Origin of the sequence: Oceanispirochaeta sp. M1 (assembly GCF_003346715.1) — a bacterium.
GTDB lineage: Bacteria > Spirochaetota > Spirochaetia > DSM-2461 > DSM-2461 > Oceanispirochaeta.
In genome coordinates, this window is sequence record NZ_QQPQ01000030.1 from 24,438 (window position 1) to 36,419 (window position 11,982).

9 protein-coding genes are annotated in these 11,982 nt (G+C 45.1%); 6 read left to right on the forward strand and 3 right to left on the reverse strand.

The window, feature by feature from the left end; genetic code table 11:
* Positions 1 to 4 precede the first annotated feature (4 nt).
* Together DV872_RS18660 and DV872_RS18665 are read left to right on the forward strand one after the other, a co-directional pair.
* On the forward strand, positions 5 to 1,084 hold the full coding sequence (locus DV872_RS18660) for a hypothetical protein (protein WP_114631474.1): 1,080 nt from the start codon (positions 5 to 7) through the stop codon (positions 1,082 to 1,084).
* Between the two features lie 21 nt (positions 1,085 to 1,105).
* Positions 1,106 to 3,370, forward strand: a complete 2,265-nt coding sequence (locus DV872_RS18665) for a TIM-barrel domain-containing protein (RefSeq protein ID WP_114631475.1) — start codon at positions 1,106 to 1,108, stop codon at positions 3,368 to 3,370.
* A 67-nt stretch (positions 3,371 to 3,437) separates the two neighbouring features.
* On the opposite strand, the gene DV872_RS18670 is transcribed toward DV872_RS18665, so the two are convergent.
* Together DV872_RS18670 and DV872_RS18675 are read right to left on the reverse strand one after the other, a co-directional pair.
* Positions 3,438 to 5,741, reverse strand: coding sequence for an MASE3 domain-containing protein (locus DV872_RS18670; RefSeq protein ID WP_158547051.1), 2,304 nt, complete (start codon positions 5,739 to 5,741; stop codon positions 3,438 to 3,440).
* A 50-nt stretch (positions 5,742 to 5,791) separates the two neighbouring features.
* Positions 5,792 to 6,928 carry an HD domain-containing phosphohydrolase gene (locus DV872_RS18675; RefSeq protein WP_158547052.1) on the reverse strand — a complete coding sequence of 379 codons (1,137 nt, stop codon included), beginning with the start codon at positions 6,926 to 6,928 and terminating at the stop codon, positions 5,792 to 5,794.
* A 228-nt stretch (positions 6,929 to 7,156) separates the two neighbouring features.
* Here DV872_RS18675 and DV872_RS18680 point away from each other — a divergent pair, with 228 nt between their 5' ends.
* From DV872_RS18680 to DV872_RS18690, 3 genes are all read left to right on the forward strand, one after another.
* Complete coding sequence (locus DV872_RS18680; RefSeq protein WP_147283209.1) at positions 7,157 to 7,588, forward strand: hypothetical protein; 432 nt, start codon at positions 7,157 to 7,159, stop codon at positions 7,586 to 7,588.
* Between the two features lie 43 nt (positions 7,589 to 7,631).
* Positions 7,632 to 8,099 carry an HPP family protein gene (locus DV872_RS18685; protein ID WP_158547053.1) on the forward strand — a complete coding sequence of 156 codons (468 nt, stop codon included), beginning with the start codon at positions 7,632 to 7,634 and terminating at the stop codon, positions 8,097 to 8,099.
* Positions 8,100 to 8,176: 77 nt separating this feature from the next.
* Entirely contained in the window at positions 8,177 to 9,841 is a 1,665-nt protein-coding gene (locus DV872_RS18690; protein ID WP_114631480.1) for a SulP family inorganic anion transporter, read from the forward strand.
* On the opposite strand, the gene DV872_RS18695 is transcribed toward DV872_RS18690, so the two are convergent.
* The gene (locus DV872_RS18695; protein ID WP_158547054.1) at positions 9,807 to 10,802 is read right to left on the reverse strand and encodes an AraC family transcriptional regulator; all 996 of its coding nucleotides are present in this window, start codon (positions 10,800 to 10,802) and stop codon (positions 9,807 to 9,809) included. The genes DV872_RS18690 and DV872_RS18695 overlap by 35 nt on opposite strands.
* Before the next feature lie 131 nt (positions 10,803 to 10,933).
* On the opposite strand from DV872_RS18695, the gene DV872_RS18700 reads away from it, so the two are divergent.
* Positions 10,934 to 11,974 carry a uroporphyrinogen decarboxylase family protein gene (locus DV872_RS18700; protein WP_114631482.1) on the forward strand — a complete coding sequence of 347 codons (1,041 nt, stop codon included), beginning with the start codon at positions 10,934 to 10,936 and terminating at the stop codon, positions 11,972 to 11,974.
* The last annotated feature ends 8 nt before the right edge of the window (positions 11,975 to 11,982 follow it).

The window sequence follows — 11,982 nt, forward strand, 5'->3', positions numbered from 1 at the left end:
AATAATGCAGATGAATTGGAAAGAGAACTGGCCTGAAACCAGGCAGCATTTACTTGACTGGTGGAATCATGAAGGATTTGTTCTGGGCCATTGGGGTTCAGGTATCGAAACAGGTCGCAGCCTTTATGATATTAAAGCCGTAGAAGAGCCTTCATCCCCTGTTCAGAGACATACGGATGTTGACTGGATAACAAGGAATGAAGAGTACAGGCTCTCCTGCAACTGGCAGGGTGCCGATTTTATGCCCATCGTTTATCCCGATTACGGGACAGTGACCCTGGCAACCTATATGGGAGCCGAACCCCGTTATGAGGAAGAGTACATTCTCTATCATCCCAGTGACCTGACTCCTGAAAATGACAGGACCCTGACTCTGGATAAAGGGGGGCGTCATTATCAGACCATTCTGGATGCAGCACGGAGTCTCAAGGAAATATCGAATGGCCGTTTTTCTGTCAGTTATCCCGCTTTTATGCCCGGGCTGGATGTACTTGCTGAACTCAGGGGGACACAGGAACTGCTGATGGATCTGATTTTGAATCCGGACTGGGTTAAAGAGAAACAGGCAGAAATCAATCAAGCTTATTTTGAATGCTATGAAGAGTACTATCAGGAACTGAAGGGAAGTGACGGCAGCAGTATGAACGGCTGGTTTATGATCTGGGGGCCTGGTAAAACTTCCCTGGCTCAATGTGACTTTTGTGCAATGATCAGCCCCGAGATGTTTGAGGAGTTTGAAGTTCCCTATCTGAGGGAGCATTGTGAGACTCTGGATAACACTCTTTTTCATCTGGATGGTCCGGATGCTCTGAATAAGCTTGATATTCTCCTTGAAATTGAGAGCCTCGATGCCATTCAGTGGACACCAGGTCCTCAGAAGCCCCAGGGTGGTGATCCCTGCTGGTACGATATGTACAGACGTATTAAAAAGTCGGGTAAATCCGTACAGGCTCCCTGGTTGAAGCCCGAAGAAGCTCTGCCGCTTCTGGATGCTGTCGGACCTGAAGGGATGTATATCATGGTTGACTTCAAAAATCGGAATGAGGTGGATGAAGTACTGAAACAGCTAGAGCAGTTCAGATAAGAACTGGCAGGAAGAAACTTAATGAAACAACTTAACGATTTTTTGACTGATATGGCCGATCTGGAAGTCCATCCGGAAGCCGTGATATGGAGAGCAGGTTCCGCTGTGAAGGTTCAGGAAGCTGATGGTTTGGTGGAGATCCATATCCCTTTTTCTGCATTTTCTCTCCAGGGTAATTTAAAACCTGTTGAAGCGGCTTCACCGGAGATACGTGTAATAAAGCTCAGCTGTCCTGAGGATGAAATACTTCATCTGTTTACATCTCATGATCCAGGCAGTCCAATGCTCAGTCTCCATAAGGATCTGCTGTCAGACCGCCTGTCTGTAAGTGAAGAAAAGAGCTGCTGGCGCATCAATGACAGTAAAGGGAGGCTCCGTGCACGCTTTGAAAAGGAGAGAGAAACGCCTGCAGGCTGGAGTGACCAGATCACAGATTGCTTCGATTCTTTGAAAGCTGATCTTTATCCTTCTGCCGGGGGGGCCGCAGTCTCCTTCAGTACCAGCGATCAGTTTTTTCCTGAAAAGGTGGAGTCTCTACCTCTTGCTTATATTACTTTCAATGAGGATGGACAGGAGAAGGAGTCAGCACTGTTTTCTTTTCAGGCTGAGTATGATGAGCATTTTGCCGGAACAGGTGAGCGATTTGCCGCCCAGGATCTGCGGGGCAGAACAATCAACCTTGAAAATACCGACGCCATGGGTGTAAACAGCCGCAGAGCCTATAAAAATGTCCCCTTTTATCTCTCCAGCCGGGGCTATGGAATCTTTATCCACAGCTCGGCTCATATACGCCTCTCTCTGGCAGATATCTCAACAAGGGCGGCGCAGGCCAGGATCGAGGATAATGAACTGGACCTGTTTATTATCGGAGGAGATAATCCGGAGAGGATTCTGAATAATTACAAAAAACTGAGCGGTTATCCTCCTCAGCTCCCCCTGTGGAGTTACGGTACCTGGATGAGCAGAATGACCTATTTCTCTGCAGATGAAATCAATGATATCTGCAAACGATTGAGGGATGAAGAATATCCCTGTGATCTGATCCATATTGATACCGGCTGGTTTGAAAAAGACTGGGTCTGTGAATGGTCTTTCAGCAGGAAAAATTTCCCCGAACCCGCCGCATTTATGAAGGCTTTGAAGGATCAGGGGTTCAGAATCTCATTATGGCAGACTCCTAATATAGGGGAGGGGAATAAGCTTTTGAAAGAAGCCATGGATAAACGTTATCTGGCCCCTCCAAAAGGAGAAGCCGTCAGCTCTTCTTCCGATTTTTCCGGTCAGGATTTCGGTGGTCAGATTGATTTTACAAATCCTGAGGCCGTGAACTGGTATCAGTCAATGATCAGGGATCTCCTCGAGAAGGGAGCTTCTGTTATCAAGACGGACTTCGGTGAGAATATTCAGATGAATGCGGACTATCTGAATATGCCTCCAGATAAATTACATAATCTATACGGACTGCTCTATCAGAAGGCAGCCTTTGAAGAGACCCAACGCTCAACTGATGAGGGTATTATCTGGGCCAGAGCCGGATGGGCCGGCTGTCAGCGCTATCCTCTTCACTGGGGCGGTGATGCTGCAGCAAGCTGGGATGGAATGGCCGGATCACTCCGGGGCGGGCTTCATATCGGACTCTCCGGATTTGGATACTGGAGTCATGATGTTCCCGGCTTTCACGGGGTTCCGGAGTTTATGAATACTCCCCCCGAGGATGATCTGTATATGCGATGGACCCAGTTTGGAGTCTTCAGCTCCCATCTCCGCTATCACGGAACCTCTGCCAGAGAACCCTGGCATTTTCCTAAGATCGCATCATCCATCCGTAAATGGCTGAGACTGCGCTACTATCTTATCCCCTATTTTGTAGAGCAGGCAAAATCGGTTTCAGAATCGGGCTATCCCTTTTTAAGAGCCATGATACTCCACCATCCTGAAGATTCAGTCTGCTGGAATATTGATGACCAGTTTTTCTGCGGCAATGATTTTCTTGTCTGCCCTGTAATGAACAGCAGGAATGAACGGAAAGTCTATCTCCCTGAAGGGGAGTGGGTCGACTTCTGGACAGGCGAAGTAATAAAAGGTCCCCGGTGGCTTGATCTGAAGAATATTCCTCTGGAGCAGATGCCTCTCTATGTACGTAAGGCTGCGGAAATCCCGATTTATCCTGAAGCTGTACTTTCAACTGATGAAATGGATATGGAAAAGATTGAGACCCTAAGTATGGACAGTGATTTTCCCGGTTGGTTGAAACTCCCGGCAGCTTCTGCATTGGGATGGACATAATCAGCAATGAATTTGTAATTGATAAAATGATTAATTAAATATATACAGCTGAAGGTGGTAATCCCTGTCAGCTGTTTTTTTGCAGACTATCCACACGAGGCAGATAAATCGTGAACTCACTCCCTTTTCCGACTTCAGATTCCAGATTGATAAAACCGCCGCTCTGCCTTACACAGCCGTATACAGCTGCAAGAGCAAGACCTGAATGTTCTGCGGACTCAAAATCTATGGAGAAAAAGGGTTCAAAAATATGGGATTTACGATCTTCATCCATACCGGCTCCCGTATCTCTGACAGTCAGTGAGGCATAGTTTCCAGGACAACAGTCTTCCCAGTTTTTACACTCTTCCTCCGGGATAAAGGAACTCCCTGTCTCAATGGTGATTCTCCCCTGTCCGCTGATTTCATCTTTGGCATTCATGCATAGATTTACAAGAATCTGGTTCAGCTGATTGGGATCAATTTCGACTGAGCCTGCATTCATTTCGGGACTCCATTCCAGTTGGATTTCTGCACCTGCAAGTCTATCCAGCATCTCTATCATAAGGGTAATTGTATTGTTCAGATCCATAACCCGGCGATTAACTACCTGCTTACGGGCAAACGCCAGTAGCTGTCGTGTCAGGTCAGCTGAGCGTTGGCTGGCTTTTTTTATCTCATTCAGATAATTGTAGTTAGGCCATTGGGGACCCTCATTCTCCATGATTATATCTGTATAGCCCAGTATAACACCAAGCATATTATTGAAATCATGAGCAATTCCACCTGCCAGACGTCCTACGGTTTCCATCTTCTGAACCTGCATCAAGCTCTCTTTCAGCCTGTTTTTTTCCGTTTCATTCTGTTTTTCCCGGCTTATATCTCTGAACTCAACAACACGGACTGGTTTGCCCTTATAGGGAATGTTTCTGGCTTCAACCCTGAGAGGGTACTCCTCTCCGTTCTTTCGGCAGCCCTGTACTTCATAATCCTTTTCATAACCGAGTTTGATATTGTTCAGTACCTTATCTTTGGAGTCCTCGGCAATAAGCTGAAGACTGTTCATACCTATCAGTTCATTGTATTCATACCCGCTTATCTCAGACAGGCCCAGATTACATTCAAGAATCAATCCCTTATCATGAATAGCAATTCCACCGAAAGAGGCATTGTGGAGTACCCGAAAGCGTTCTTCACTTTCCTGAATCTTCGTTTCTGAATCCAGCCTCTCAGTTATATCGTGGAAGTTGACGAGAACTCCATTAATATCCGAATCAGATAGAAGGTTTCTGCCGGTCAACTGAATATCAGTATAATGCCCGTCTGCACGTCTGTATCTTATCTCCACGGTTTCACGGCTGTCCTTTTTATCGAGAAGTCTGGAAAATGCCTGTTTAAGAGTTTTTATATTGTCCGGGTGTACATTTTCCCAGACCGATTGATTAGCTCTGATTACTGAAGACCAACCGTAAAGATTCTCAATATTGGGGCTGATATATTTGATTAAAGCCTCCTTATCCAGAATCACAAGAACATCGGAAATATTCGCAATAAGGGAGCTGTGGAGTGCCTGTGAGATGCTCAGCTCTTCTGTATCTTTTTTCAATTCCTGAAAAATAGTTGAGTAAGGATGGTGTACAGAGGAGTAGACCAGAGCCTGGAATATAAGACCGAAGGAGATCACCTTTAAAAAATGACCTAGAGCATTGAAAAAACCATATACATCAATGTATATGGTAAAAGCCAGTTCTGAAGCAATTGAAACCGAAAGAGACATCACCAGGAGACTATAGACCCTTCTGTCCAGTTCTTTCCGACACTTGTGAAATCCCCGGATTGACAGAAGCAGAATCAGACAGATAGCGTATTCAGCCAGGGTTTTGAACTGTGTGAACCCCTGACCCTCAATATAACAGACTGGAAAGATCTCTGTATAATATATGACAGCCAGAATCAGAGTAGTGATAAGAGAAAATATCACCATGTACTTTCTGACAGGAATTCTGTCCTTTTTGTGGATTAATATGGATACGAGAAGAAGAGAGACAGCCTCCATACCCCGTGCGGAAATCCATAGCTGCCCTGCTGTATTCGAGCCTTCTATGCCTTCAAATACATTCATGCCCTTATAGCTGAGAGTATGAAATAGATCTATAAAACCGATAAAAAGATAGGCAATGCCCAGGAAGAGGAGGGTCTTGTTCCTGGTTATCTTTCTTGTGGTCCACATTAAAAGAAATACACTCCAGGCCACAGAGATCGAAAACAGTTCGGTAATACCATGGAAAAGAAGAGCATTCCCCTGACTGAGCAGGTATATCAAACAGAGTAATACAAAACCAAAGATCAGGTTTTGAAAAAGAGAATCTGTCTTTATGTCACTTCCTTCCAAAGGTGAATCTCCAATCACGCAGTATTTATAAAGCTGTTATCAAGCTGTTATCAAGCTAAATAAGAGCATGTTTTACTCTCCTCCATAATCTCAGCCTTGAGATCAAGAATTAAATCAATATTTCTGAAGAAAGAATCAACAACCTGAGAATCAAAAAGGACTCCCGAGTTTTCTCTGATAAACTCCTGGCATTTCTCTTCACTCCAGGCCGTTTTATAAGCACGGCTGCTTCCCAGGGCATCATAGACATCGGCTATTGCAACAATTCTGGCTTCCAGGGGTATCTCATCACCTCTGAGGCCCTCGGGGTAACCGCTTCCATCAATTCGTTCGTGATGTGATTTAGCAATCCGGGCTGCAGTTTCCAGCAGTTTATCGGAGAAGGAGAAGTCATCGAATGTTCCATTCCCATATAGCATATCATTGCTATCAAGAGATTCACTTTTCAATATTTCCTCACCAAACTCGCAGTGTCTCTTCATTTCATCAAATTCAATATCTGTGAGCTTGCCTTGTTTCAGGAGAATCTTTTCGGAAATTCCTATCTTCCCTATGTCATGTACAGGAGCTGCCTGGTGGATTATATTTATCAGATCTTCTTCAAGATCCAGTCCTGTGGCAATAATTCTCGAATATTCTGAAACCCTCAAAAAATGCTGACCGGTCTCATAGTCCTTATATTCTGCAGCACGGGAGAGAATTCCGATGATCCGGCTTCGAGACCGATGAAGCTCCCTGTTATTGTTTTCCAGCTCTTTGGTTCTCTGTTGAACCATCTGCTCAAGATTTTCTTTATAGAGTCTGTTTTCAATTATCAGTTTTCTTTTCTCAAGAGCTTGCTCTATCACCTGATACAGGGTCGAGATATCCCTGAAAGGCTTCTGAATGAAATCAAAAACCCCTGTATGCAGGGCATCTATGGCCGTATCAATATCTCTGTTTCCTGAAATGATCACTGAAGCGACATCAGGCTGTATTTCTCTGGCTCTGCTTATAAACTCAGTTCCATACATCTCGGGCATATTGAAATCTACAAGCATCAGATCAACAGTGTTCTCATGCATCTTCTCCAGGGCATGATGAGCATTATTTGTAACAATCGTTTTGTACCGCGAGGAGATAATACTTTCCAAAAGCATAGTGATGGATTGATCATCATCTAAAATCAATATTGTAAGATCGGTCACTGTCACTCCCATTTAGACATTAAAACTCTGATTATTATTAAGCACCCGTTCCTGTGATCTGTAAATAGATATGCCACATGTAACGGTTACACAATTAATCATAATTCGGGCGTCTTCCCATCCTTATGAACGGGGGCTGCCTCTTCGCGGGTATGGTCCTCCTGCCCCCTCTATGTTGCATATTTTGTGGATGATAGTAGGGCTTTGAAAGGCTCTATATTCTGTTAAATGCCGTTATATGGAGTAAAAAGATGTGTTTTCGCATTGACACGGTCCATCCAGGTATGTTCCTATACCCTTATGAGGAATTTCCTGGCTACAGCCTCACTTTTTATCTTTATTCTCAGTTTTGTCACAGCAGACATCCTTCAGAATTTTTCAGAGGATGAAGCCGGTGGTCAGGCAGTATTCAGCCGGAGTGAACTCCCCGATGGTGATCATCTTGAAAATGCTCTTCATATGGGAGATGCAGGGGAAGAAGAGAGCCGGTGCAGAGTCCGTTCCAGAATCATATTCCAGACTGCCGTCACCGTAGCAGACAGAGCTCCGGTAGGCCTAATCAAGTCACGTTTATATCACAGCTTCGGGACTTCTGATAAATCCCGGGTATGCACACGGCTCCTAAATCAGAGAGCCCCTCCTGTAACGATCAATCTTTAAAGCGCTGCTCTGCAGCCGAATGATCAAACACACGGAGCAAATTATGAAAAATACACATATTACAGAACTGTTAAGCAATAAAGAACTGAATACTGTTTCATCCGACGATACCCTTAAAGTCCTTCTGAATAATCAGCTGAGAGATTCTACCAGCACCAACTACTATATGATGGATGAGAATGATGTCCTTCGCGGAATTATCAGCGAAAGGCATCTGATCCGATATCTGGGAGGATATATCCCCTTCGTTGATCAGAAAGGTCTGAATCAATTTCTGGATAATATTGAAACAGTACGGATCTCCGATATAATGGAGACAGAATTCACATCCATCTCAGTGGACAGTTTTCTCACCGATATTGTTCCCCTTATAGATGATTGCTGTGGGGAAATTCCTGTTATTGACTCTCAGGGCAGACTCCTGGGTGAAGTCACTGCGCAGAGTATACTCCAGCGTTTTGAGCGGAAACAGATACGCCGGGATGAAGCAGTACTGGCTCATAGCTGTTAATTCTGTATTGCAGAAAGGGACTGCAGGTTCACACTTCCTGCAGCCCCCTATAGATTTTTAAATCAAGGAAATGACGAATGAATATTGAAATGACTCCTAAACTGTTTACCTGTCTGAAGCAGGGTCTCAGACCCGGGCAGCTTAAAAAGGATATCTCTTCGGGAATCCTGGTGGGGATCATTGCACTGCCTCTGGCAATCGCCTTTGCCATAGCCTCGGGATCCACCCCGGAAAAGGGGATACTGACAGCCATTATTGCCGGTTTCATAATCTCCTTCTTTGGAGGCAGCAGGGTTCAGATCGGAGGTCCTACCGGGGCATTTATTGTTATCATCCTCTCTATTCAGAGCCAGTACGGCTATGAAGGACTCCTTATATCAACCCTGATGGCCGGTGTCATTCTGATCCTGATGGGTGTATTGCGCCTTGGATCACTTTTAAAATACATACCTCAGACATTAATCACAGGGTTTACAACAGCTATTGCCATAATTATTTTTACTACTCAGGTAAAGGATTTCCTTGGCCTGCAGGCAGCAGTGCCGGATGCATTCCTTAATAAATGGATCTTTTATATAAGGCATATAAATCAGAGCAGTTTCTATTCTGTTTTAATCGGTCTAGTGACCATTGCCATTATTCTGTTATTACCCAGGCTTACCCGTAAAGTTCCCGCCGCCTTTGCAGCCATTGTCATAACTACTGTTATCAGCGCCGCGGCGAACCTTCCGGTGGAGACCATATATACCCGATTCGGTACTATGGAGTTCAGTGGATTTATCCCCGCAATACCCCAATTTTCACTGAATACTCTCAGCAGCTATATTGCACCGGCCTTTACCATCGCCATCCTCGGAGCCCTGGAATCTCTTCTCTCTGCGGTTGTTGCCGACGGGATGATCGGAGGGAAACACCGCTCCAATATAGAACTTATAGCCCAGGGGCTGGCCAATGTGATCACTCCCTTGTTCGGCGGACTCCCTGCAACAGGGGCAATAGCCAGAACCGCAGCTAATATCAACAACGGCGGCAGAACACCAATTGCAGGAATCGTACATGCCCTGACCCTGCTGTTGATTTATCTGATCGCCATGCCCGTGGTAAAATACATCCCCATGTCGACACTGGCGGGAATACTTTTTATGGTGGCATGGAATATGGCTGAGCTCAGAGAGTTCTTTAATATTCTCAGAGTCAATATCTATGAAGCCATGGTGCTTCTGGCTACCTTTTTTCTTACCCTTTTTATGGACCTTACCATAGCCATTCCTGTTGGTTTTATGCTCTCAGTAATCCTTTTTATGAAAAGGATGTCCGACTCGGTGGAACTGAATCCGCTGATGAGTACTAAGACAGTGGAGGGGAAAATATTTTCCCACGAAATTGGGGAGTACTCCGAAGGGATTGTTATTTATGAATTAAACGGACCCATGTTCTTCGGTTCTGTTCATCATCTGCTTAATATATCAAGAACCCTGAAATCTCATCAGAGTACATTGATACTCCGTTTTCGTTATGTTCCAATTGTAGACTCATCGGGACTCGTTAAGCTTAAGATGATAATCAGGGAACTTGAAAAGAAGGATATTCAGCTTATCTTCTCCGGGGTGAATCCTGCTGTAAAGAAGAAATTCCTCAATCAGAACATGATAGAGGAAAAGCGTATCTTCGATGATATTGAATCTGCAGTAGTCTATGCGGAATCAATCAACCGGGGTATGCCTTCTCCCGACCTGAAGTAAATACCAGGTTCCGTCCGAACTTTCTATATTCCCGGGGGCTGACACCCTCAGCCTTTTTAAAAGCCTTTGACAGGGAGTGAACATCTGCAAAGCCGCAAAGCAGACTTATCTCAGAGAGAGAATTGTCGGTGTAGGTCATTAGATCTTTTACCCGGGCAATCCTCAGCTGCCGGATGTAGCGCCCCGGGGAAAGACCATACTGTGCCGCAAACAGCCTGCGGAAGTAGGCCTCCGAAAGGTTCGCATTCTCCGCAAGATCCCTTACTGTCAGTTCTTCCGCCAGATTGTTCTGGACAAATGATGAGGCTGCTTCCATCACCGCTATATAACGCTCATTTTCTGTTTCATTCTTCCCATTCAAACCTCTCAGTATCTCAGTACATATCTGCATCATCAGCCCTGAAAGAGCCATCGTGTGTGCCTCGTGAGCGACTGCAGCCTCACGGCAGACTGTATTTATAAGACTGCCTATCTGTCTGTGATTGTAGAGCCGGGAGCGTCCTGGAATTCTGCTGAAGAGAGACTCTGGAATCGCCGGATGGGCCATAGGAGTATAATCATCCAGATTATTGACACCCGAGGGGATGGAGAATTCCCAATGACTCTCAGGGTAGCGGTAAATCAGATCAAAATGGATATAGGGGCAGACCATAACCCCCCCTGTTCCCTCCATGCTGTGTTCAGTATCCGGTGGTATCCAGAATAGATCTCCCGCACTTGCATCATATCCGTTAGGGCCTACCGTGAACTGTCCTGAACCCTTCTCAATATAGACAAGCAGGAAATCAAGCAGCCTGCGTCTCTCCATCTTCCAGTTACCACGGGGAGAATTTCCACACTGCCTTACATAAGGCCGCAGCCATTCCAGACAAGGGGTGACCTCCTCATAACCGGGCATACTTAATCCTGATCTGCGGGAGGTTTTCTCAGACCCACACATACTTGATTTTGAATTATCCATAGTTGATATTCTAATCATAATGTATCGAAATGGATACATTATATCCCTTTTATCCATTCACTTCTCAGCATAAAGGCTTAGAATTAGATCAGATATAAACAGTATCAGAAACAATTTTTAGGAGCATTGCTATGTGGCTGCCCGACGGATCAAAAGAAGCTGATTTTTCTCAGCTGGAAAAAGTACTGAATAAAGAAGTTCCGGACAGACCTGTATTCTGGGAGTTTTTCCTGAATGACAGGCTTTATGACCTTTTATGCGGTGATACACCCATCCCGCAGGACCCAGCGCTCTTTTCTGTTGTAAGAAGTATTATCGCCTACCAGAAGGCCGGGTATGATTATGCTGTATTCTTCGAACCCGACAGCTTTTCTTTTCAGGTAAAAGACCGTCATAAGACTTCCTCAGTATCCATGAACGGGGGGCTGATCTCCGACTGGGAAAGTTTTGAAGCCTTTCCCTGGCCACGGATTGAGAATATGGACTTCAGCGTTATGGATAAGATTGATCCATACATTCCCGACGGTATGAAAATCATACCCAGCGGTCCCGGCGGAGTTGAGGAGAATGTAATTGAGCTGATGGGTTATGAGAATCTCTGCTATATGATGGTAGATGATCCGGAGCTGGTTAAAGCTGTTTTTGACAGGGTAGGGGGATTGATCTGTGAATATTACAGTCTATTCTGTGAATATCCCGCTGTAGGTTCAGTAATCAGCAATGACGACTGGGGATTCAATACCCAGCCTCTCCTCTCTCCTGATCAGATGGAAAAGTATCTCTATCCATGGCATAGAAAAATTACTTCAATCATCCATGGAGCAGGTTTGCCTGCGATTTTACACTCCTGCGGGAACCTTTATCCTGATATTATGGAAGTGGTGATTGAAGACCTCGGCTATGAAGCCAAACACTCATATGAGGACAATATAAAACCGGTTGAAGAAGCCTATGAGGAATATGGAGGCCGTATTGCTGTCCTTGGCGGAATAGATGTGGATTTCATAATCACCCACAGTGAAGAAGAAGTTTATAAGAGATCCATTGCCATGCTTGAGCGGACATCCGGCAGACCCGGTTATGCCCTTGGAACAGGGAACTCTGTCCCCGATTACATCCCTGACAGTCATTATCTTGCCATGATTAAAGCCGGCTGGGATTTCGGAAGATAGACCGACTT

Coding starts and splice junctions, on each gene's coding strand:
- DV872_RS18660 (WP_114631474.1), top strand. CDS start 5: ATGCAGATGAATTGGAAAGAGAACTGGCCTGAAACCAGGCAGCATTTA.
- DV872_RS18665 (WP_114631475.1), top strand. CDS start 1,106: ATGAAACAACTTAACGATTTTTTGACTGATATGGCCGATCTGGAAGTC.
- DV872_RS18680 (WP_147283209.1), top strand. CDS start 7,157: ATGCCGTTATATGGAGTAAAAAGATGTGTTTTCGCATTGACACGGTCC.
- DV872_RS18685 (WP_158547053.1), top strand. CDS start 7,632: ATGAAAAATACACATATTACAGAACTGTTAAGCAATAAAGAACTGAAT.
- DV872_RS18690 (WP_114631480.1), top strand. CDS start 8,177: ATGAATATTGAAATGACTCCTAAACTGTTTACCTGTCTGAAGCAGGGT.
- DV872_RS18695 (WP_158547054.1), bottom strand. CDS start 10,802: ATGGATAATTCAAAATCAAGTATGTGTGGGTCTGAGAAAACCTCCCGC.
- DV872_RS18700 (WP_114631482.1), top strand. CDS start 10,934: ATGTGGCTGCCCGACGGATCAAAAGAAGCTGATTTTTCTCAGCTGGAA.